We start from the raw sequence: 23,708 nt of genomic DNA, 5'->3' as shown, positions 1-23,708 counted from the left end.
TGACCTACGGTAGACAATCAAGATAAGTATCCAGATCCCATTGTGTAGTAGCACCAAGAAATCTTTCCCACTCATCATTTTTGTACCAATGGAAAACTTTATACATTTCATCTGGCATTGCAGATTTGATGACTTCATCCTCTGCCAATCTATCTAAAGCTTCACCTAAACTTAATGGAAGTTTTTTAACATCTTTACCAGCTTTTTGAGCCTCATAAATATTTCTAGACTCAGGAGCTGCTGGTTTCATCTTCTTGCTTATACCTTCATCGCAAGCTTTTAATAAAGCAGCACCTAATAGATAAGGATTATGCATAGAATCTACCGATCTATATTCAAATCTTCCTGGAGCAGAAACTCTTAAACCACAAGTTCTGTTTTGATATCCCCAATCAGCATAAACGGGAGCCCAAAATCCTTGATCCCATAATCTTCTATAAGAATTTACTGTTGAAGATCCAAGAGCTGTTAATGCTGGTAAGTGCTTCATGATACCTGCAATCGATTGCAAACCAATTTTACCTGGTAATTGCATATCCTTGGTATCAGGCATAAAAGTATTGGTTCCACCTTCAACATAACTAAATACTTCTTCAACACCTGGTAGAGTTTTATTTCCAAGTTTGTTAAGTTTAATTTTTCCACCTTTCCATAAAGACATGTTTGTATGACAACCGCTAGCAGAAACACCCATAAATGGTTTTGTCATAAAGCAAGCAATTAAATTATGTTCTCTAGCAACTTGAGCACAAATTTGTCTGTAGGTTGATAATCTATCTGCATTCCTTAAAACGTTATCATAGGTCCAATTTAATTCTAATTGACCTGGCGCATCTTCATGGTCTCCTTGAATCATATCAAGACCCATTGCTTTTGCGTACTCAATAACCTTCATAAATACTGGTCTCAATGATTCAAACTGATCTATGTGATAACAGAATGGTTTAGAAAAACCTTTACCTGTAGGAGTTCCATCCTCATTTTTTGTTAACCACATCATTTCAGGCTCAGTTCCAACTCTTAATTCTAGACCATGTTTTTTCTTAAATTCATCCATAAAAATTCTTAGATTTCCTCTGCAGTCTGAAGTTAAATGACCACCTGGATTTTTTCTTTCTTCTCTGTTTCTAAAACAAGTTACAAATACTCTTCCAACTCTTTTATCCCATGGTAGTTGAACAAAAGTTTCAGGATCAGGTATTCCAACAAGCTCCATAGCCTCTGGTCCATATCCAATGTAATTATTATGACGATCTAAGAACAAGTTTGCTGTAGCACCGTAAACTAATTGAAATCCTTTTTCAGCTGTTCTTTCCCAGTGATCTGCTGGTATACCTTTACCAACAACTCTACCTGTTACAGAAATGAATTGATAATAAATATAAGTGATGCCAAGTTCATTAATTTTTTCTCTAACTTTTTTAACTAATTTTGCTCTACCTGGCTGGTTTACGTGTTTCTCTAGATCTGTCATTTTCACCCCTCAATGAATTTAATTTATTCAAACGTAGCTGAAAAATATATTTGTGTCCAGGCTTAGAGTCTAGCTCCAAGGAAACGGACTGTTCGAAGTAGGGTGAAGTTCTCCCTTCTCGTAACGGTTGAATCTAAATGGTTTTAACAAATCACTTTCAGTACCAAGAATTTCTTTTGCAACAAGCTCACCAACACCGATCATCTTGTATCCATGGTTTGCATCTGCAATCATGTAAACGTTTTCAAAAAACCTATCAAAGATTGGAAAAGAGTCCGGCGTCATGCATCCAAGACCACCCGATGGTCCTTTTCTATACAAATCAGATTTACCTTCAAATCTTTTTTGACAATGTGCTAACGCTGAACACCACATTTCACTAAATGCATCAGTTGTTTGATACTCAGGAGATTCAATTCCATAAGGATCAACATTAACTTGATCAAAATGTTTTTTAACTATGTATGGTGAAGTTCCACCTTGAACACCTAATCCATCTATATCAGGTTTATAATAAATTCCCCAAATTTTATCTGTTAATAATTTTTTAGTTTTGTCTGAATATAACGGAGCAGTCGAATCTACATGAACCACAGGTGGTTGTTTTCCATCATTTGTTTTTAGAAAATCTGGCTCAACACCAATCACACCCTCTTGTAACATCCAGTATGTCCACATATCTGTTACATGCATTTTACCGTCTTTGCCTTTAATGTTAGCCGTTTTAGGTAACTCTAACATGTTCCAAAAATCTCTTGCCCAAGGACCTGCGCCGACAACAACCTGTTCACATTCAATTGTACCTTTGTCTGTCTCTACTCCTGTAACCGCTTGACTATTACTTCCTTTTTTAAAACCTGTTACTTTTACACCTTTCAATACTTGAACACCATTTGATGTAGATTTACTCTCAAGTGCTTTAATTGAATCTTTGTTAAATGCGTATCCACCTTTTTTTTCATGAAGTACAGAAGTGATACCTTGTGCTTGCCAATCATCAAAAATGCCCTTCATATAATTTGAACAATCTTTTTCACCTTCTATAAAGACTGATTCGTATCCAATAGCTTTTTGTTGTTCATAAATTGTTGCAACATCTTCATGCATTACCTCAGGTGATATTTGCATGTAACCAACTGGATTGTATTTAAATGCTTTAGGATCACTCTCCCAAACAGAAACTGAGTGAGCCATTAATTCTCTCATTGCTGGTTGGAAATAATTATTTCTTACAACACCACAAGCAATTCCGCTTGCACCAGCTGCAGTATCTTTTTTTTCTAAGACAACGATGTCACCAGGATTTTTGTAAGTTTCAGAAAGTTTCCAAGCAGTACTAAGACCGTGAATTCCACCACCGATGATAACTACTTTTGCTTTCGAAGGTAATGTCGACATACAAAAACATTATTTTTTGCAAATAGTAATTAATATAATTTTTTATAGAACTAAAAATTATATATATAATTTAGATATTTCAATTTTTGTTAAATTTGTCGCTAATAACTTATATTTTTTAAGGTATCCAGGTATTCATTAAATTCTTTAATAAATGAGTCGCTAGGTATTATATTTTTTACCCTTTGGTCTGTTGATGTTTTTTCAAGACGAAAGAATCCTTTTTCACAAGCTTCAGTAATAATTAATGCAGATTTAGGTCTAGATGTTTTAAATAATTTAGTTTTAAGTTCCTCAACAGATAGTTTTTTATTTTCTTTATGTGCAGACATTACTAATAACATCATATGATAGTGAGAGGGAGATTTTCTAAAAAAATAGTTACTAGCTGTATGCGACTGTCTCATTTGATCTTCCCAAAAATCTAATAGTGTCTTTTTTTCTTTTGGCATTATTTTTAAGCTCTGACTCTTGATTTGGTTGGATCGTAGAATGGAAAACCAACAACTTTAGCGCCAATCCTTTTTTGATGACCATCGATTTTACCTATTTCAACTTCAGTACCAATTTCTGAGTATTGAACATCTATTCTGCAAAGAGCAATATTTTTATTCAAAGTAGAGGACAAGCATCCACTGGTAACTATACCAACCTGTGATCTTCCAATATGAACACAGTCTCCGTGGCCTGCTATTTCTTTTCCATTAAGTTCTAGGCCTACCAATTTCTTGTGTGGGTTAGCTTTTCTTTTAATCAATTCCTCTTTACCAATAAAATCTTCTTCTTTTGTTTTCAGTGGAACGGCAAAACCAATACCAGCTTCAAAAGGATCTTGCTCTCCATCAAACTCTGCGCCAAATAAAATTAAACCTGCCTCAATTCTTAGTTTATCTAGAGCAGCGAACCCTGCTGGTATCAATCCATCATCTTTACCTGCTTCCATTAATTTATCCCAAACTTCAGGAGCATGTTTTGGATGACACCAAATTTCATAACCTAACTCACCAGTATAACCTGTCCTAGAAACAATTAATGGAATACCTTGAAGCTCTTCTATTCTACAAATTGTAAATCTAAACCAGCCCAACTCATCTATCGAAGGCTGTGTAGGTGGTGTAAAGATAATTTTTTTTAAAATTTCCCTACTTTTTGGACCTTGCAAAGATACATTGCTAATTTGATCAGTAGAGTTTTTCACAATAGCGTTAAAATTCTTTTTCTTTGCAATTTCTTTAAGCCATTCTCCACCATACTCATCTCCACATATCCATCTAAAACCTGTTTCGCTTAATCTTAAAAGAGTTCCATCATCGAACATCATTCCATTTTCGTAACACATTGCAGAATATACAACCTGTCCAACAGAAAGTTTTTTTATGTTTCTTGTAAGAGTGTAATTCATTAACTCTTCAGCATCAGGACCAATTATTTCAAATTTTCTTAGTGACGATAAATCAATTAATACAGCATCATTTCTGCAAGCATTGTACTCATTAACCAAACCATGCTTGGTGTAATCATTTGGAAGCCAAAACCCTCTAGCATCAACAAAGTTTCTAGTTAATTTTGAAGTTTTTTCATAAAAGCCAGAATTTCTAGTAAGTTTATTTTCAGAGTCCGTTTTCATTCTAAAACCAAATGACTTTCTAAATTCTTTATTTTTATCGTAAGTTCTAACAAATATATTTGTAGGATTCCATGAATTACAAGGATCTATATCACTTGGACATGCAGTTGTTCCTATTGTTAAATCTTTTAAAGCCTTAAACATTACATAATCTCCAGGCCTTGAATAAGATTCATCAGAAATAACAGAATTTAATCCTCCAGCCGAGGTGTTAAAAAATAAATTAATTGCATGCCAACCTTTTTGTTTCTGAACACCATATTTCGACATACTTTCAGTTAAATTATCCGAACAGTTTGGGTGACCAAAATACCCCGCATCTTCATAATATTTTGAAGTACATGCGAGATTAAAAGTATCGTGTTTACCAACAGTATCTCTTATTACTTCAACAAGTGGCTCATGATCTGTATCATAAAATTTTGAGAACAAACCTGGTCCTGGGAAAGTATTACCCATGAATGTTCTCGTGGTTTGCCAGTCTAATCCTTTTTCAATTCCTTTTTCTAATTTTCTTGTATCGAAAGCCACAAAGTCAGAACATTGTCTGCCAGTCGGACTTATCACTTGAATATAATCTCCTTCTTTAACCTCATAAGATATTGAAGTTTCTTTATTTATATTTTCTTCATAAACAGGTTCGAAAATAGGATCAGGAATTACATTTAATTCCTTATCATTAACAATTTTAGCTCTTTTAACAAATATAGTTAAATCAGTTGGTGGATTTTGTTTTGTAACATCCATATCTTCTCCAGGTGCTGAAAATATTACGTAACATTTATCTTTTGATTTTAATTTAATTTTTTCACCAGGTTCTGAGTCTAGATCAAATATAATTGATGATTTTGAATTAGAAATTTTTAAATTTCTTTTTTTTAGTTGATAGTTGGTTGCTAAAATTGTTTCATCATTCCCACTAAGAATATTTCTTATAAAGTTTTTTTCATTGTTTGATTTAAGATTTAAAATTCCAAGATCTGAATTTCCATCTTTTCCAAAACAAATAATCTCACATATTTGATTTCCCTCATTATTAATTATTTCTACCTCATCATCAGGAAAAATTTGAAAACCAGTTAGACCACCACCATTAACAACATGTCTTTCAACTCCAGGTGGTAAAATATTCAAACCAGGATATTTGATATCTTTGCTTGTGCCTAACATTTTTTAAATTTAAGTGAGACCATAATATAATCAAAACGAGTTGACTATAACTTTAAATAGGAACATACTTTCAGTATTAATATATTAATAATAGAGGGGTATATATGAAAAAAATAATATCTTTACTATCTGCTCTAGTTATTTCTGTTGTAAGTTTTGCAGGAATTTCAAATGCTGATAGCAAAAAGCCCATCGTGATCCCAACACATAACTGGTCAAGTCAAATTGTAATGGCTTATGTTATTGGTGGAATTTTTGAAAGTATGGGTAATAACGTAAAATACGTAAACGCTGACTCACAAGCAGTTTATGAGTCAATTAGAATTGGAGACGTAACTATATCTCACGAGGTATGGGAATCTGCATTCGGTAAATCTTTTACTACTGCTTTAGATAAAGGTGGTTTATTAGATTGGGGTGATCATGAAGCAAGAACTCTTGAGGATATGGGATATCCAAACTGGGTTGCTGAAAAAGGATTATGCCCAGGTTTACCAGACTGGACAGCTTTAAAAAATCCAGATTGTGCAAAAAACTTTACAACACCTGACTCTCCAGATGGAAAAGGAAGAATGTTGGAAGGTCCACAAACTTGGCATGGTGACTTAATTCCACAAAGGGTTGATGCACTAGGTTTAGGTGATTTATGGTGGGTTAAATTTGCTGGAAGTGCTGATGCACTTTGGGCAGAATTAGCTGCAGCTGAAAAAGAAGGAAGAGGAACAATTATATTCAACTGGACGCCTAACTTTACGGATGGTGCTGGTTTTACATTTATTGACTTCCCTCCATACACGGCTGGTTGCAGACCAGAAGATGGTGGAGATGGTAAATGTGGTTCTCCTGATGGATACTTGAAAAAAGCAGTTCATGAGGATTTCCCAAAAACTCATCCTGATGCAGCAGCAGCGTTCAAAAAAATGTCATTCTCTACAAGTCAAATTGGTGCAATGGCAGCTTTAGTTGACATTGACAAAATGACTCACGAAGATGCAGCTAAAAAATGGTTAGCTGATAACAAGTCAGTTTGGCAAGCATTTACTAAATAAGGATTAAAGTTAAAAATTTTAAATCTCCCCCAACTTGTTGGGGGGGATTTTTTTTTATATGATTTTGTGTAAAATAAATTCATGAAAAAATTTCTCCTTTTTTTATTATTAAGCTTTTTAATAAGCTCTATTGCACTTGCACGTAGTACCGGCTGTAAAGAGGGTAATTGTGATAATGGTTATGGCAAGTGGGTTTACACTGATAAAACTACTTATGAAGGGGAGTGGGTTTCTACAAAAAAAGAAGGACAAGGTGTAGAGACTTGGCCAAATGGATATATTTATAAAGGTGAATTTAAAAATAGTGTTTGGAGTGGAATTGGAACTTTAACATTTCCTGATGGCTCTACTTATGAAGGGGAGTGGGCAAATGGTTTTATGAATGGTCAAGGAACATTTACTTGGGCTGATGGAAAACAGAAAACAGGCATTTGGAAGAACGGTAAGTTACAAGAATAATGTTAAAAGAAAATTATATTAATAAAATTAAAGATTTACCTGAGTCTCTGAGACAATTTATTGGTCTTATATTTATTACTCTAATAGTAATTGTATCCTTTAGTATTTTAAATGGAATTTTTGGACAAGGTGATGATTTAGTAAAAAGAATGAAGTTAGAGGAGGAGAGAATTGCTGAAGAAAAAAAATTAAGTGAGTTAATATCTAAACTACCCTCTGGAATATTAGTTTCATTTGATGGAACCGATCACTACAAATTAACAGATGAAGTATATGAGCAAGTATGTAAAGCTACAAAGCTAATTCCTCAAAGAGCAATAATGGGTGCTAATTTTTTAAATTTTAGAGCACATGAGCTTTATACAATTAATGGAAATAAAATTGATGAGACTTTTGTCAAATGGGATGAAGAAAAAAGCAAATGTTTTGCTGGTTTTACAGTTAGTGGAAATAATGTAGGTGTTGATGAAAGTATTACTATAAGTGGAGAAGCTTTAAGTTTTTTAAGCACTGGAATTGATACTAGAGTTTATTTTATCAAAAATTTTTAATGAGGAAAGGCAACAATTATTAACATTTTAATTTTATAGAATTTAATATAACTTTAAAACAATTTATGTCTGAGACTGTAATCAAATGCGAGTCGGTTTATAAAATTTTTGGACAAAATGCCAAAAAGATGCTTGAAGAATCCAATGGCAATGTAGATGCAAAAACCTTTCAGGAAAGAGGATGTATAGTTGGAGTAAATAATGCTTCTTTTGAAGTTGCAAAAGGAGAAATGTTAGTAGTAATGGGTTTATCTGGTTCGGGTAAATCAACACTTCTTAGATGTATTTCAAGATTAACTGATGCTACCGGTGGAAAAATTTTTATTGAAGGTCAAGATTTATTAGAATTAAATAATAAAGAGCTTATTGAGCTTAGAAGAAATAAAATGGGAATGGTTTTTCAAAGCTTTGCTTTGTTACCTCATAAAACAGTTGTTGAAAATATTGCTTTTCCGCTTCAGATAAAAGGCACTAATACTGAAGAGAGTATAAGAAGAGCAATGGATATGGTTAAACTAGTTGGACTAGATGGAAGAGAGAATTATTTTCCAAGAGAACTTTCAGGTGGACAACAACAGAGGGTGGGAATCGCAAGGTCATTAGCAGTAGAGCCTGATATATGGTTTTTAGATGAACCTTTTTCTGCATTAGATCCCTTAATAAGAAAAGAAATGCAAGATGAGTTTTTAAGACTTCAGGAAAAATTACAGAAAACCATCATGTTCATCACTCATGATTTTGATGAGGCATTAAAGTTAGCTGATCGAATAGCAATCATGAAAGATGGTATAATTGAACAATTAGATACGCCAGCCAATATCGTACTAAATCCAGCAACTGAATATGTAAGAAAGTTTACTGAAGAAGTACCGAGAGAGAAGGTTTTGATTATTGAGGATGTAATGGATGCTTCAAGTAAAGATAATTTAGGAGATTTAAAAGTGTCCAAAGATGAAATTATAGAAAATGTTGCAGAAAAAATACTTACTCAAGAAAAATTAGTAGGAGTAGTTGATTCAAGTAATAATATTGTAGGATCAATTAAACCTTCAAAAATAATTGATACAGTTTTTGGAGGAAGAAAAAACGGTAGTTAAAATATGAAGTATTTAAAAAAATATCCAAAATTATTTCAATGGTTATTTTTATTAATTGTATTTTTTGCTTTATGTTTTGCAATTGATGTTCCTGAAACTTATAAATTTATAAGAGGCCAGGCTGAATTTGTTAAAGATCCAAACCAAAGTGTTTACTTTTTTCTAGGTAAAGAGGTTAGGTATTATGCGTTTGATGTATTTTGGAGATTGCCTCCACTTCTAGGATGGCTGCCTATTTGGATAAACGACTCTTTATTCTTCTTAATGAATGAATGGATGCCAATGGAGTTTTGGAACGAAGATACCCAAGAATTTAAAACTCGACCATTACTATTAGAGATAAGTAGAAATTTAACTTCATTTATGACTTTTTTAATTGAATTAATTAGGGAGATTTTACTTGGAGGTTTAGAAACTATTGTTGCATTTACAAGTTGGGATTTTATTGATGCTTATCCATGGTTAGAGTTGCCAGGTTTACCTTGGACCATTGTTGCAGCTGGAGCAGCTATACTATCTTATAAATTAAGTGGAAAAGGATTGGCTTTATTTGCAGGTTTAACAATGATCTATATTTCTATATTTGGTCAATGGAAACCATCAATGCAAACGCTTTCTTTTATACTTGTTGCAGCTCCACTTTCATTTATTTTTGGTTTAGGCCTGGGTATTGCAGCTTACAAAAGTAAACGTGTTGAAAAAGCATTGTACCCAATTCTTCTGGTAATGCAGACAATGCCACAATACGCTGTATTAGTTCCTGCACTTGTTTTATTTGGAGTAGGTGATCACGCTGCTGTAATTATTACTATGGTTGTTGCAGTTCCACCAATGATATTATTAACAATATTAGGATTAAGAGCTATACCACCAGAAGTTATTGAAGCTGGAAGAATGAGTGGTTGTACCAATTGGCAATTAATGTTCAAGGTACTAATTCCAACAGCAAGAAGAGATATTTTAATTGGAGTTAACCAAGTTATTATGGTTTGTTTTTCAATGGCAGTTATATCTGCGTTCATTGGCGCGAAAGGATTAGGATTTAATTTGTTGTTAGCACTTAATCAACTCAATATAGGGCTGGCACTTGAGGCTGGTTTATGTATTAGTTTAATTGCAATTTTACTTGATAAAATGTCTTTGGCATGGGCAAATAAACAAACAGATTATTTTGGTAATCTGACTTTTTTCCAAAGAAATAAAAACGTAATATTTTTTGCAGCTTCATTCGTAATTGGAATAATTCTTGCATACGTTGGGACTTTTATTTTCAAAGGTAGTTTTAATTACTTGTTTGAAATTCCTCATAATAAAGGAATATCAACAGCAGATTTTTGGAATAAAGGAGTTGATTGGATTTTTGATACTTTCTTCGTGTATATTAAAGCATTCAATACATGGTTAATTCAAGATGTCCTTCAGCCGATGAGAGCTTTATATTTAAGAATGCCTGCAGTAGCTACATTGGTACTAGCAGTTGGCGCAGGATATTTAATTGGAGGAGTTCGATCAGCATTAGTTGTTGCTGCTTTGACTTTATTTATAGCATTAAGTCCATGGTGGGATAGAGCATTAGTAACGTTATACATGGCAACTTTTGGTGTAGTTATTTCTTGTTTAATAGGATTTACAGTTGGAACATTATGTTTTCAAAACAAAAAATCAGCAGCATTTATGCTAGGTGTTTGTGATATATTTCAAACATTCCCATCATTTGTATATTTAATTCCTGTAATGATGCTTTTTGGAATAACAGATACATCTGTTTTAATTGCTGTAATTGTCTATGCAACAATTCCTGCAACTAGATATACAATAGAAGGACTTAGAAGTGTTCCTGTTGGCTTACATGAAGCTGCAACAATGTCTGGTGTAAATAAATTTCAAAGATTAACAAAAATTGAGTTTCCATTAGCATTTCCACATATGATGCTTGGTTTAAATCAAACAATAGTTTTTGCTTTATTTATGGTGATAATTGGAGCTTTTATTGGAACAGAAGATCTTGGTCAATACATTTTAAAAGCACTATCAGATAAAAATGGTGCTGGAATTGGTTTAACACTTGGTATCTGTGTTGCGTTTATAGGATTAATTTTTGATAACTTGATTAGAACTTGGGTTGGAAAAAGAAAAAAACATCTTGGCATAGCTTAGTATTTTGAAAAAATTTATTGTCTCCATTGATCAAGGAACAACCTCGTCAAGAGTTGTTTTGTTTGACACTAAAGGGAACATTAAATTTATTTCTCAATATGAATTTAAACAATACTTTCCTAGAAATGGATGGGTAGAACATAATCCAAATGAAATTTGGTCGACAACACTTAAAGCATTAAAACAAGTAATTAAAAAAGCTATAAGTTTGAAAGGTCAAATACTTACAATTGGAATTACAAATCAGAGGGAAACTACAATTTTGTGGAATAAAAAAACTGGAAAACCTATTTATAATGCAATCGTTTGGCAAGATAGAAGAACGCAGGAATATTGTAAATCTCTAAAAAATAAAAATTATGAAAACACTTTCAGAAAAAAAACTGGATTATTTATAGACCCTTATTTTTCTGCAACTAAAATAAAATGGATTTTAGATAATGTAAAAGTTTCAAAAAAGTTACTAAAAACTAATAATTTATTGTTTGGTACGGTGGATACTTTCTTAATCTGGAAATTAACCAAAGGTAAACAGCATTTAACCGAAGCTACCAATGCAAGTAGAACAATGTTGTTTAATATTAATAACAATAAATGGGATAATGAAATATTACAGAAATTAAAAATTCCAAAGTGTATATTGCCAGAGGTAAAAAATTCTGCGGATAATTTTGGAAAAACCGACAAGAGAGTTACAGGAAAAGAAATACCCATTTCAGCTGTTTTAGGAGATCAACAAGCAGCTGCTGCAGGACAAGCTTGTTTTGAAAAAGGATCTATAAAAAGTACTTATGGTACTGGTGCATTTATAATAATGAACACTGGTTCAAAAAAAATTAATTCAAAAAATAAGTTATTAACGACAATTTGTTATCGATTGAATAATAAGACCACGTATGCTCTTGAAGGATCTATTTTCATAGCAGGAGCAGGCGTACAATGGTTAAGGGATAAAATTAAATTAATAAACAATGCTTATGAAACTGAAAAAATAGCCAAATCAACAAAAAGCAATAATGAAGTTTATGTTGTCCCAGCTTTTAGTGGAATAGGCGCACCTTATTGGAGACCTGACGCAAGAGGTTTAATAACAGGACTTACAAGAGATAGTGATTGGAAAACTTTAGTGAGAGCAACCGTCGAGTCTGTTGCTTATCAAAGTTATGACTTATTTTATTCAATGAATAAAGATGGTTTAAAGCCTAGAATAGTTAAAATTGATGGTGGTATGGTAGCTAATAATTGGTTCTCACAATTTTTGGCAGATGTAATTGATTTAAAAGTAATTCGACCTAAAGTGTTAGAAACTACTGCGCTAGGAGCTGCGCTGTTTGCAGGATATCAAGTAGGAGAATTCAAATCATTAAATCAAATTAAAAATGCATGGAAAAAAGATAAAGCTTTTAAGCCAAAAATTAATAAAAAGCTAAGAAATCATATATTGCATGGTTGGAAGCAAGCAATTAAAAAAACCTTAGCATAAAGATAAAAATGAAAAAAATATTAATTGTTGGCGCTGGAGCTATGGGAGCTGCTTTCTCAATACCATTGTTAGATAATGGTCACTCAGTTGTGTTAACGGAGCCATACAACTCTAAATTATTAAAAAAATTAAACTCAAAAAAAAAATATCACCCATCATTAAATATAAATTTACCAAAAAAATTAAAAATAAATAAATTTTCAAGTGACATTTTAAATCGCAATTGGGACTTAATTGTAATAGCTGTGAGCTCTATTGGAATAGACTTGATTGGAAAAAATCTATCAAAAATTAAAAATAAATTACCAATTTTGGTATTAACAAAAGGTCTTAAATTAGATGGTAGAAATTTAATTTCAATGTCTAGCTTATTAAGAAAATATAATAAAAATTTAAATATCTCAGTTTTGAAAGGCCCATGTTTAGCAAAAGAATTAGCTAAAAAAGTTAAAAGCTTCACTGTTGTTGCAAATAAAAATATAAATACTGCAAAAAAAATAGGAAAATTAATTTCAACAAATTATTATCAAACTGAATTTAGTAGAGATGTTAATGGGGTTGAGTTTTTATCTGCAATAAAAAATATTTATTCTATGATAATTGGAGCCGGGCAATGGCACAATACATCATCGGCTTTATTCAGAAAATCAATTGATGAAATGAAATATCTTGCAAATTATTTTAAAGGAAAAAAGGAAACTGTTTATGGTCTGGCAGGTTTAGGAGATTTATACGTAAGTGCAATGGGAGGAAGAAATAGTAAAATGGGGGAATATCTAGGTAAAGGCTATACTTTTACCCAAGCAAAGAAAAAGTTTATGAAAAACGATACAGTAGAAGGTGCTGATTTAGCAATAGAAATTGCTCCTTTTGTATTTAAAAAAATTAATAAAAGAAAAGTCCCTTTAATGATCTCTTTATTAGAGGCAATTGTTAAAAATAAAAAATTAAAAATTAAATATTAATTTTTTATTTATTTAAAAAAGTTTCCATAGAGTCGTCCATCGCTTTTTCCCAAGGTGTATGATGAATTGGCGCAACTGATCCAGTCACTGGAGATGAAAACGATTTATTTCTATAAGTTAGAATATCCTCTACTTTATGGTGTTCCCATTCTTTGAAATGTTTTCTAATTAATTCAAAATCAATTTTAGGATAATCAGACATATCATGAAGTTCTTTGGTATATTCTGTTTGAAAATCTATCATTTGATCAGGATTTTCTAATTTTTCCTCGATTGAAACCCACTTATTAATGTCTTTATCTATCTCGTCGTCACTAGGCATTTTGATTTTTCCCATGATCACATCTCTCGCATACCATCCCTGACAGTCAAACATGTTAAATGTATGAAACTGGTCCTGCATACCTAAGTATAAAAGTTTATGATTATCTTGCCACACAACTCCTTTGTAAAGTTTTGGTGGATATAATCTGTTATGTGTTTTTAATTTTAAACTTTCATCTAAAAATGGGAAATGATGAAGATATCCAGTACACAAGATCACTACATCGGCATTTTGTTTTGTTCCGTCTTTAAATATAGCTTTTTTTCCATCTAACCTATCTAAGTAATGAACTTCTTTCATGCCTTTTGGCCATTTAAAGCCCATTGGGTTATGCCTGTAACCAATTGTTACACTTTTAGCACCATATTTATTACATTGTAGGGCTACATCTTCAGCTGAATAGCTGCTTCCCAAAACAATCACATCTTTTCCTCTGAACTCTTCTGCATCTCTAAAATCATGTGAGTGCATTATTCTTCCCGGGAAAGAATTCATTCCTTCGTACTCAGGAATAAAAGGCACAGAAAAATGACCTGTAGAGACTACCACATAATCGAATGTATCATTTAAAACTTTATTATTTACTTTGTCCTGGTAGCTAATTTCAAACTTATCATTTTTATAAACAGTGTTTGTGACTCTTGTATTAAATTTAATCTTACTTTTTATATTTCCCTTGCTCACTCTTCCTAAAATATAATCTTGCAAAACTTCTCTTGGAGGAAAAGAAGGAATTGGCTTACCAAAATGTTCATCAAAAGAATAATCAGCAAATTCTAAACACTCTTTAGGTCCATTAGACCATAAGTATCTGTACATACTGTTAGGTACAGGATCTCCATATTGATCTGAGCCAGTTCTCCAGTTGTAGTTCCATAGACCACCCCAACTTTCTTGTTTTTCAAAGCAAACTATTTCAGGAATTTTTTCTCCCTTTTTTTCTAAATGTTCAAATGCTCTTAAAATTGAAAGTCCGCATGGACCAGCGCCTATGATTGCTACTTTTGACATAGAATTTTTCCTATCATTAATAAATTTATAAATATATCTTACTAACAATTTTTAAAAAAATAAAATTATATTTTGTTATGGGTATTAATTGGAATTATCCAACCACTATGTGGATAGGAGAAAATAGAATTGAAGATTTATCCTTAGCTTGTAAAGAGTTAAATATTTCAAACCCATTATTTGTTACAGACAAGGATTTAATTAACTTAGATTTAATAAAAAATATAATATTAAGATTAAAAAAAAGTTTTAAAAATTTAGGTACCTTTTCTAATTTTACGGGAAATCCAATTGGCGAAAATGTAGAAGAAGGCGTTAAAGTTTATAATACCTCTAATTGTGACGGTGTAATAGCTTTAGGAGGAGGAAGTGGTTTAGATGTTGGAAAAGCTATAGCGTTTATGTGCAATCAATCTCGACCGTTATGGGATTTTGAAGATATTGGTGATTACTGGACAAGAGCCGATAGTTCTAAAATTTCAAAAATTATTGCAATTCCAACCACTGCCGGAACCGGATCCGAAACAGGTAGAGCATCTGCAATTATTAATAAAGAAACAGGTACAAAAAAAATTATTTTTCACCCAAAAATGTTACCTTCAATTGTTATTTTAGATCCTTTACTTACATTAAATTTATCTCCAAGATTAACAGCAGCAACTGGAATGGACGCACTAGCTCATAATTTAGAAGCATTTTGTGCACCAGGATATCATCCAATGGCTGATGGTATGGCGATAGAAGGGATGAAGTTAATTAAAAATTCTTTAATTAAAGCATTCACAAATGGAAAAGACGTTAACGCTAGAATGGATTTACTTTCAGCGGCTTCAATGGGCTCGACTGCATTTCAGAAGGGACTGGGGGCAATTCACTCATTGAGCCACCCAGTAAACGGTAAATTTAATGTTCACCATGGTTTATCTAACGCAATATTTATGCCTTATGTTTTAACATTTAATAAAACCTCAATTGAGAATAAAATAATATCGATTTGTGATTATCTTAATTTAAATAAAAATTTTGATAGTTTTTTAGATTGGATTTTGGAATTAAGAAATAATTTAAATATTCCACACAAATTATCAGATGTGATGGATTGTAATAATATTGATTTAGATGAACTTTCCTTAATGGCATTTGAAGATCCATCAACAGGAGGAAATCCCAAAAAATTAAGTCAAAATGATCTAAAAGAAATGTATATAAAAAGTATTTCTGGAGAATTATTTTAATGAAAAAAATATTGATAGTAGAAGGAAACTTACGAGAAGAAAATCAAAGTTTTTCTGAGGCTGGAATTCAAACACATACAGAAAGCCTTAAAGATAGTTTAGCGTTTTTCACAGATAAATTAGAAACCCACGTGGTTAATCCTTCTTCAGACGAAAATATCGATAAAAATATTGATGCACTTGAAAGCTACGATGGTCTTATTTGGGGAGGAAGTAGTTTAAACATCTACAACAATACTCCAGAAATAAAAAGACAAATTGATTTTATGAAAGAGTGTCAGAAAAAAATAAAAAAAATACTAGCAATTTGTTGGGGCATGCAAGTAGCTGTAACAGCAGCTGGTGGAGAAGTGAAAAAATGTACAAAAGGATCTCATAGAGGTATTGCTTCAAATATAGAAATTAATAAAAATGGTTTAAATCATCCACTTTATAAAAATAAAGATCAAAAATTTAACACACCAGCATTTAATTTTGATGAAGTGGTAACAATGCCAGAAAATTCAACTTTATTAGCTTCTAACTCAATCAATAATGTTCAAGGAATAAATTTTAAAATTGGTAACTGTAATATATGGGGCCTTCAATATCACCCTGAGATAACTTACAACAAAATGATCAATTTGATTATTTTTAGAAAAAAGAGACTCTTAGAAAAAGGTGCTTTTAAAGATGAAAATGAAATAGATAATCATATTAAACGCATAGAGACTGAGAATAATAAATTAGATAAAGTTTCTAGAATGAGAGAATTAGAGAATTGGTTAGACTATTTAAATTTAGAATAAACCTTCTATTTCACCTTTTTTATTTAACTTAATCGAGTCTGCTGCTGGAACTCTTGGTAGGCCTGGCATAGTCATGATTGCTCCACAGATAACTACTATAAATTCTGCACCAGATGATAGCCTTACCTCCCTTAATGGAAGAGCATGACCAGATGGAGCACCTTTTAAATTTGGATCAGTTGAAAAACTATATTGAGTTTTTGCAACACAGATTGGTAAGTCACCGTATCCAGCTGTTTCAAAGTTTTTAAGCTGTTCTCTAATTTTAGTGTCAGCAATTACTTCATCAGCTCTATAGATTTCTTTTGCTATTGTCTCAATTTTTTTGAACAATGGAGTTTTACTTTCGTATAAGAATTTAAATTTTGCCTCATCTTTTTTGCATAATTCAGCAACATGAGCTGCTAAATCTTTTGTTCCTTCACCACCATTTGCCCAATGAGTACAAAGGCTTGCTTTAACTCCTAAATCATTACAAAAATCTATTAGTGCTTTTACTTCACTATCTGTATCTTTAATAAAATGATTAACAGCAACAGCAACTGGTAACCCAAATTTTTTAACATTTTCAATATGCCTCTCAAGGTTAACCAATCCTTTTTTAAGTGCATCTACATTTTCGTTTATTAAATCTTCCTTTGCAACTCCACCATGCATTTTTAATGCTCTGATTGTTGCAACAATAACCACACAACTTGGTTTTAAATTTGATTTTCTACATTTAATATCTAAAAATTTTTCAGCACCTAGATCAGCACCAAATCCTGCCTCTGTCACAACGTAATCTGCAAGTTTTAATCCAGTTTTTGTTGCAATAACTGAGTTGCATCCATGTGCTATATTTGCAAAAGGTCCTCCATGTATAATTGCAGGATTGTTTTCTAATGTTTGTGTCACATTAGGTCTTATAGCTTCTTTAAGAAGCACTGTCATAGGTCCTTGAGCGTTTAAATCTTTTGCATAAACTGGTTTTTTATCTCGGTTATATCCAATTGTAATATTTCCGATTCTTTTCTCTAAATCTTCTAGATCATTCGACAAACAAAAGATTGCCATTATCTCAGATGCTACAGTGATATCAAAACCATCTTCTCTTGGAAATCCGTTAGCAACACCACCTAAATTAATGTTTATTGATCTTAAAGATCTATCATTCATATCCATAACCCTTTTCCAAACAATTCTTCTAACGTCTATGTCTAATTTATTTCCCCAATAAATATGATTATCAATTAATGCAGATAACAAATTATGAGCTGATGTGATTGCGTGGAAATCACCTGTGAAATGTAAATTTATTTGTTCCATAGGAACAACCTGAGCGTATCCTCCTCCAGCTGCACCACCTTTCATTCCAAAAGAAGGACCAAGGCTAGGTTCTCTTAAACAAACAATAGATTTTTTTCCAATTTTATTTAATCCATCATTCAATCCAACAGAAGTAGTTGTTTTACCTTCACCAGCTGGAGTTGGAGTGATTGCAGTTACTAAAATTAATTTTCCATCTGGTTTATCTTTAAGCGTATCTAAATATTCTAAATTTATTTTTGCGATGTGTCTTCCCATTGGGCTGAAAGCTTCACTCTCATCAGGGACATTTATTTTTGCTAAAATATCATTTATTGGTTGCATTTTAGCTTCTCTAGCTATCTGAATATCTGACTTTACATCGCTCATGAATAATCCTTTAAATTAAAAACATTTACCTGTGACTTCTTATCCTTTTTTGAGATATTTGGAAACTTCTAAAAAATATATATAAAAAAAATAAGCACTATTTATATTCTTTGTTATAAAATTATTTGATGCAGAAGTATTCAATATTTAATCTAGTTAAAAATGCTTTTTCTAATCATCAAAATTGGGATTTAGCATGGAAAGATCCAACTCCTAAAGAGGAATACGATGTTGTAATTATAGGTGGCGGTGGTCACGGATTAGCTACTGCATATTACCTAGCTAAAGAGCACAACATTACAAAAGTAGCTATTATCGAGAAAGGTTGGATTGGTGGAGGAAATGTAGGACGTAACACTACAATTATTAGATCCAATTACATGCATGACGAAAATGGTTTGTTTAGTGAGTTTGGAATGGATCTATGGAGAAAGATGAGTCAGGATCTGAATTACAATGTAATGTTTTCTCCAAGAGGTATTATTAATCTTGCTCACTCTGATGCACAAATGAATGCTTATGCAAGAAGAGGAAATTCGATGAGGTTAAATGGAATTGATGCAGTTCTTTTGAATAGAGAGCAAGTAAAAGAAATTATTCCAATGGCTGATTTTTCTGAAAATGTAAGATTTCCAATTTTTGGTGGCTTGATGCAACCAAGTGCAGGTACAGCAAGACATGATGCTGTTGCATGGGGTTATGCACGTCAGGCAGATTCAATGGGGGTAGATATTATTCAGAATTGTGAAGTAATTGGATTTGATGTTTCAGCGGGAAAAATAAATGGCATTAGAACTTCACGTGGAAATATTAAAGCAAAAAAAGTTGGTTTATGTGTTGCTGGTAGCACAAATATTTTAGCAGAAAAATTAAACATGACTTTACCAATAGAAACTCATTTACTGCAAGCTTGTGTTTCTGAACCAATTAAACCAGTGTTGGATAATGTAGTTACATTTGGTGCAGGACATTTTTATGTAAGTCAGTCAGATAAAGGTGAAATGGTGATGGGTGGAGATTTAGATGGGTACAATAGTTATGCTCAAAGAGGAAATTTGCCAACATTACAACACGTTTTAACTGAGGGAATAGCGATGATGCCATTTTTGAGCAAATTAAAAATGTTGAGAACCTGGGGCGGTATAATGGATATGTCAATGGATGGTTCACCAATTATTGATAAAACACATATTGAAGGATTGTATTTAAATTGTGGATGGTGTTACGGAGGATTTAAAGCCACACCTGCATCAGGATGGACATTTGCACACACAATTGCACAAGATAGAGTTCACGAATTAAACTCTGGTTATAGTTTAAATAGATTTAGTACTGGCCATCTTATTGATGAAAAAGGACTTGGAACAAAAACCTGGATATCGTAAATGCTTTACATAAACTGCCCACACTGTGGAATGAGATCTCAAAATGAATTTTCATATGGTGGCGATGCAAGCGTTAAAAGACCGGAACTTAATAAAGAAGTTTCTGATCAAGAATGGGATAATTTTGTTTACAATAGAAAAAGTTTAAGAGGAAAGCATTTGGAGCTATGGCAACATATTTCTGGATGTAGACAATGGATAAAGGTTGAGAGAGATACTGCAACCCATGAAATTTTTAGAACTTTTAAAGCTGATGAGGAAGTAGCTTAATGACTCAAGCTTTTAGAATTGAAAATGAGGGATTAATAAATAGGGATAAAAAATTATCTTTTAAATTTAATGGTAAAACTTACTTTGGTTATGAGGGCGATACATTAGCTTCAGCTTTATTAGCAAATGGAGTTCATTTAGTAGGAAGAAGTTTTAAATATCATAGACCCAGAGGTTTTTTTGGAGCAGGTGTAGATGAACCTTATGCAGTTGTTCAACTTTATAGAAATGGTGAAACAGAACCCAATATCAAAGCAACAGAGCAGGAATTATTTGAGGGTTTAGAGGCGAAAAGTGTTAATTGTTGGCCAAGTGTTAATTTTGACATAGGTGCAATCAATAATTTTTTAAAAATTTTTTTACCGGCAGGTTTTTATTACAAAACTTTTATGTGGCCAAAAAGTTTTTGGTATCGAATCTATGAGCCTTTCATAAGAAAAGCAGCTGGTTTAGGTGTAGCTTCAACTAAACACGATAATGAAAGATATGAACATAAATATGAATACTGTGATTTATTAATTGCAGGTTCAGGACCTTCAGGTTTAGCTGGTGCATATGCTGCAGCAAAAAATGGAGCTAAAGTAATATTAGCCGAAGATAAACCAAGATTTGGTGGATCTTTACTTACTAGTGATGTCAATATTGGTAATCAATCAGGAAAAGATTGGGCTGATAGCATAGTTGCTGAGTTAAAAACAATGCCAAATGTTGTTGTAAAAAATAGATCTCAAATTTTTGGATACTATGATCACAACATGCTTGTGATGTCAGAAAAAGTTAGTGATCATTTACCATCAACTAAGAAATATCACCCTAATAAAAGGTTATGGTACATTCGAGCGAAAGAAGTTTTGATTTCCTCAGGATCAATTGAAAGACCAATTGTTTTTGGAAATAATGATACACCAGGGGTAATGCTTTCCTCAGCTGCTAAAGAATATTTAAAAGTATATGGTGTTTTAGTTGGAACAAAACCATTGGTATTTACAAATAACGATAGTGGATACGAAACAGCAATTGAATTTAAAAAACATGGAGTAGATCCAGTTGTTTTGGACTCAAGAAAAAATCCTGAGTCAGAAATAATTGATGAGGCAAAAAATTTAGGAATTAATATTAAAAATTCATATGTTGTTGTTGCAGCACAAGGATACAAAAAAGTAAAATCAGCAGATATTGCAAGTATTTCTGAGGACAAAAAACAACTTGGTAAAATAGAAAATATTCAATGTGATTGTATTTGTGTTTCAGGTTTTTGGACACCAACTATTCATTTAGCTTCACAATCAGGAAATAAAACAAAGTTTAAAGAGGAAATTGACGCATTTGTTCCAGGACAATCAAAACAAAATGAAATCACTTTAGGTGCAGCTAATGGAGTATTTTCACTAGAGGAAACTTTAAAAACTTCATTTGCAGCAGGAAGTGAATTATCAAAAAAAATTACTGAAAATGATAATAAGGTAGCTATTCCAAATGTTGTTGAAAAGAAATCTTCTCAGCATGATAAGTTTTGGTGTGTTCCATTGCCAAAAGGTAAAAATTATAAAAGATTTTTAGATTTTCAAAACGATGTAGCGGTATCTGATGTAGAAATAGCTTTAAGAGAAGGGTATCGATCAATTGAACACGTTAAAAGATATACCACTTTAGGAATGGCAACAGACCAAGGAAAAACAAGTAATTTAAATGGATTACAATTAGTATCCGAAATTGAAAATAAAGTTGTTCCTGCTGTAGGTCATACGACTTTTAGGCCTCCATATACTCCTGTTTCTATTGGAGCAATAGTAGGAAGAGAGGTTGGAAAACATTCAAAACCAACAAGAAAATCTCCAATGCATTCATGGCATGAAAAAAATAATGCAGTTTTTGTTGATGCAGGTGTTTGGTTAAGACCAAGATATTATAAAAGAGGAAATGAAAATTTATTTGAGGGATCAAAAAGAGAAGCAAAAAATGTAAGAACAAATGTAGGCGTTTGCGATGTAACTACATTAGGTAAAATAGATATTAAAGGACCAGATGCAGCAGAGTTATTGAATAGGGTTTATACAAATGCATGGTTGAAGCTACCAGTTGGTAAAGCAAGATACGGTGTAATGTTAAGAGAAGATGGAATTGTTATGGATGACGGAACAACTACAAGAATTTCTGAAAATCATTATCATATGACGACGACAACAGCTCAAGCAGCAAACGTTCTTTCGCATTTAGAATATTATTTGCAACTCGTTTGGCCTGAATTAAATGTGAATGTAGTTTCAACCACAGAACAGTGGGCTGGAGCAGCTATCGCTGGACCTAAATCTAGAGATTTATTACAAAAATTATTTCCAAACTCTGATGTATCAAATGAAGGCTTACCTTTTATGGGCTATATGGAGGGAGATTTATTTGGTGTTAAAGCAAGAATATATAGAATTTCGTTTTCAGGCGAGCTTGCTTATGAGGTAAATGTTGAGTCTGATTATGGAAATTTTATGTGGGAAAAAATAATTGAACTTGGTGAAGAATTTAATATTCAACCATATGGAACTGAAGCATTATCAACTCTTAGAATTGAAATGGGACATGTTGCCGGATCAGAACTTGATGGCAGAACAATTCCATTCGACAACGCCTTAGAAGGTCTTGTTAGTAAAAAGAAAGATTTTATTGGTAAAAGATCATTACAAAGATCTGCATTTATAGCTGAAGATAGGCAAAGAATAGTGGGCGTAGTTCCATTAGATAAACAAACAAGTATACCAGAAGGCTCTCACTTAGTTAAAGATGATAAAGCACCGTTACCAAATCCAAAATTAGGTCATATCTCTGCGTCTTGTTGGAGTGTTGAATATGATAATCCTTTTTCTTTGGCAATTTTGAAAGATGGAAAAAATATGATCGGTCAAAAGCTTTATGCGATGTCGCCACTCAAAAACAAAGTAATACCAGTTGAGATAGTTTCATCACATTATGTAGATCCGAAAGGTGAAAGAGTTAGATCATGACATTAATTTCAGCTTTATCAAATGTTCATACAAAAGGTCAATTCGGAGATTATGAAGGTAAAAATCAAAATGATATACTTAGAATATCTGAAATCAAAAATTTATTAATTGTTCAAATAGTTCAGTACAAAAATTCTTCAATTTCATTTGAGGGTATTGATATTGATGGTTTAAAATTAAAAAATGAACCTTTGGCAGTAGTATTTAATGAAACTACAAGAATTATGTGGAATGGACCAAAAAACTGGCTTTTAGTTTCAATAAAAAAAGATTTAATAAAAAATGTAGAAGATAAATTTAAAGAAACAGATTTTGCTGTAACAGATTTATCTCATTCTAAAGCTATTATAGAAATCGAGGGAAATGATACTATAGAAGTTTTGAAAAAAGGATGTCCTTTTAATTTTAATAAATTAGATAAAAACAATTCAATTAACTCAACTTATAATGGAATAGCTTTTACTGTAGATAGGTTGAGTGATGATCCAAATAAAGTAAGGATATTTACGCTAAGAAGCTTTGGTGAGTCTCTATATCACTCTATAACAGATGCATCTCTAGAGTTTGGTTTTGAAAATATATAAAACTTAG

The 23,708-nt window shown here is 32.2% G+C and carries 19 protein-coding genes; 13 read left to right on the top strand and 6 right to left on the bottom strand.

Annotated features, from left to right (window positions below; genetic code table 11):
- Nucleotides 1–4 precede the first annotated feature (4 nt).
- The 4 genes from ACTT9X_RS04990 to ACTT9X_RS04975 form a co-directional block, all read right to left on the bottom strand.
- Nucleotides 5–1,474: a glutamine synthetase family protein gene (locus ACTT9X_RS04990; protein WP_440907613.1), complete on the bottom strand. Its 1,470-nt coding sequence runs from the start codon at nucleotides 1,472–1,474 to the stop codon at nucleotides 5–7.
- 69 nt (nucleotides 1,475–1,543) lie between these two features.
- Entirely contained in the window at nucleotides 1,544–2,872 is a 1,329-nt protein-coding gene (locus ACTT9X_RS04985) for an NAD(P)/FAD-dependent oxidoreductase (protein ID WP_440934552.1), read from the bottom strand.
- 101 nt (nucleotides 2,873–2,973) lie between these two features.
- A complete protein-coding gene (locus tag ACTT9X_RS04980; protein WP_440926132.1) occupies nucleotides 2,974–3,324 on the bottom strand; it encodes a hypothetical protein in 351 nt (116 codons plus the stop codon).
- A gap of 5 nt (nucleotides 3,325–3,329) precedes the next feature.
- Complete coding sequence (locus tag ACTT9X_RS04975) at nucleotides 3,330–5,669, bottom strand: DUF1989 domain-containing protein (RefSeq protein ID WP_440926133.1); 2,340 nt, start codon at nucleotides 5,667–5,669, stop codon at nucleotides 3,330–3,332.
- 104 nt (nucleotides 5,670–5,773) lie between these two features.
- Between ACTT9X_RS04975 and ACTT9X_RS04970 the strand changes: the two genes are divergently transcribed.
- The 7 genes from ACTT9X_RS04970 (at nucleotide 5,774) to ACTT9X_RS04940 (ending at nucleotide 13,430) form a co-directional block, all read left to right on the top strand.
- Nucleotides 5,774–6,718, top strand: a complete 945-nt coding sequence (locus tag ACTT9X_RS04970) for an ABC transporter substrate-binding protein (RefSeq protein WP_440934551.1) — start codon at nucleotides 5,774–5,776, stop codon at nucleotides 6,716–6,718.
- A gap of 81 nt (nucleotides 6,719–6,799) precedes the next feature.
- On the top strand, nucleotides 6,800–7,177 hold the full coding sequence (locus ACTT9X_RS04965; protein ID WP_440934550.1) for a hypothetical protein: 378 nt from the start codon (nucleotides 6,800–6,802) through the stop codon (nucleotides 7,175–7,177).
- Nucleotides 7,177–7,728 carry a hypothetical protein gene (locus ACTT9X_RS04960; protein WP_440934549.1) on the top strand — a complete coding sequence of 184 codons (552 nt, stop codon included), beginning with the start codon at nucleotides 7,177–7,179 and terminating at the stop codon, nucleotides 7,726–7,728. The genes ACTT9X_RS04965 and ACTT9X_RS04960 overlap by 1 nt, the downstream gene beginning before the upstream one ends.
- A gap of 65 nt (nucleotides 7,729–7,793) precedes the next feature.
- The gene (locus tag ACTT9X_RS04955) at nucleotides 7,794–8,825 is read left to right on the top strand and encodes a quaternary amine ABC transporter ATP-binding protein (protein WP_440934548.1); all 1,032 of its coding nucleotides are present in this window, start codon (nucleotides 7,794–7,796) and stop codon (nucleotides 8,823–8,825) included.
- A 3-nt stretch (nucleotides 8,826–8,828) separates the two neighbouring features.
- Nucleotides 8,829–10,982, top strand: a complete 2,154-nt coding sequence (locus ACTT9X_RS04950) for an ABC transporter permease (protein ID WP_440934547.1) — start codon at nucleotides 8,829–8,831, stop codon at nucleotides 10,980–10,982.
- Nucleotides 10,983–10,986: 4 nt separating this feature from the next.
- Complete coding sequence (gene glpK / locus ACTT9X_RS04945) at nucleotides 10,987–12,465, top strand: glycerol kinase GlpK (protein WP_440934546.1); 1,479 nt, start codon at nucleotides 10,987–10,989, stop codon at nucleotides 12,463–12,465.
- Nucleotides 12,466–12,473: 8 nt separating this feature from the next.
- Nucleotides 12,474–13,430: a glycerol-3-phosphate dehydrogenase gene (locus ACTT9X_RS04940; RefSeq protein ID WP_440934545.1), complete on the top strand. Its 957-nt coding sequence runs from the start codon at nucleotides 12,474–12,476 to the stop codon at nucleotides 13,428–13,430.
- 4 nt (nucleotides 13,431–13,434) lie between these two features.
- Here the strand turns inward: ACTT9X_RS04940 and ACTT9X_RS04935 are convergent, their stop codons facing one another.
- Nucleotides 13,435–14,766: an NAD(P)-binding domain-containing protein gene (locus ACTT9X_RS04935; RefSeq protein ID WP_440934544.1), complete on the bottom strand. Its 1,332-nt coding sequence runs from the start codon at nucleotides 14,764–14,766 to the stop codon at nucleotides 13,435–13,437.
- Nucleotides 14,767–14,843: 77 nt separating this feature from the next.
- Between ACTT9X_RS04935 and ACTT9X_RS04930 the strand changes: the two genes are divergently transcribed.
- Both ACTT9X_RS04930 and ACTT9X_RS04925 read left to right on the top strand, forming a co-directional pair.
- A complete protein-coding gene (locus ACTT9X_RS04930; protein WP_440934543.1) occupies nucleotides 14,844–16,001 on the top strand; it encodes an iron-containing alcohol dehydrogenase in 1,158 nt (385 codons plus the stop codon).
- Complete coding sequence (locus ACTT9X_RS04925) at nucleotides 16,001–16,789, top strand: type 1 glutamine amidotransferase (RefSeq protein ID WP_440934542.1); 789 nt, start codon at nucleotides 16,001–16,003, stop codon at nucleotides 16,787–16,789. Before ACTT9X_RS04930 ends, ACTT9X_RS04925 begins: the two co-directional genes overlap by 1 nt.
- On the opposite strand, the gene ACTT9X_RS04920 is transcribed toward ACTT9X_RS04925, so the two are convergent.
- Nucleotides 16,781–18,466, bottom strand: a complete 1,686-nt coding sequence (locus ACTT9X_RS04920; protein ID WP_440934541.1) for a formate--tetrahydrofolate ligase — start codon at nucleotides 18,464–18,466, stop codon at nucleotides 16,781–16,783. The two genes, ACTT9X_RS04925 and ACTT9X_RS04920, sit on opposite strands and share 9 nt — an antisense overlap.
- A 128-nt stretch (nucleotides 18,467–18,594) precedes the next feature.
- Between ACTT9X_RS04920 and ACTT9X_RS04915 the strand changes: the two genes are divergently transcribed.
- From ACTT9X_RS04915 to ACTT9X_RS04900, 4 genes are read left to right on the top strand one after another with little or no spacing between them, the layout of a single operon-like run.
- Nucleotides 18,595–19,851 (top strand): sarcosine oxidase subunit beta family protein, encoded by a 1,257-nt coding sequence (locus ACTT9X_RS04915; protein ID WP_440934540.1) that lies wholly within the window; start codon nucleotides 18,595–18,597, stop codon nucleotides 19,849–19,851.
- A complete protein-coding gene (locus tag ACTT9X_RS04910) occupies nucleotides 19,852–20,121 on the top strand; it encodes a sarcosine oxidase subunit delta (protein WP_023854156.1) in 270 nt (89 codons plus the stop codon).
- Nucleotides 20,121–23,117 carry a sarcosine oxidase subunit alpha family protein gene (locus ACTT9X_RS04905; RefSeq protein ID WP_440934539.1) on the top strand — a complete coding sequence of 999 codons (2,997 nt, stop codon included), beginning with the start codon at nucleotides 20,121–20,123 and terminating at the stop codon, nucleotides 23,115–23,117. Before ACTT9X_RS04910 ends, ACTT9X_RS04905 begins: the two co-directional genes overlap by 1 nt.
- Complete coding sequence (locus ACTT9X_RS04900; RefSeq protein WP_440934538.1) at nucleotides 23,114–23,701, top strand: sarcosine oxidase; 588 nt, start codon at nucleotides 23,114–23,116, stop codon at nucleotides 23,699–23,701. Before ACTT9X_RS04905 ends, ACTT9X_RS04900 begins: the two co-directional genes overlap by 4 nt.
- Nucleotides 23,702–23,708: the final 7 nt, after the last annotated feature.

The organism is Candidatus Pelagibacter sp., from assembly GCF_052049855.1.
GTDB lineage: Bacteria > Pseudomonadota > Alphaproteobacteria > Pelagibacterales > Pelagibacteraceae > Pelagibacter.
This window is presented reverse-complemented; position numbering and strand designations above follow the sequence as displayed.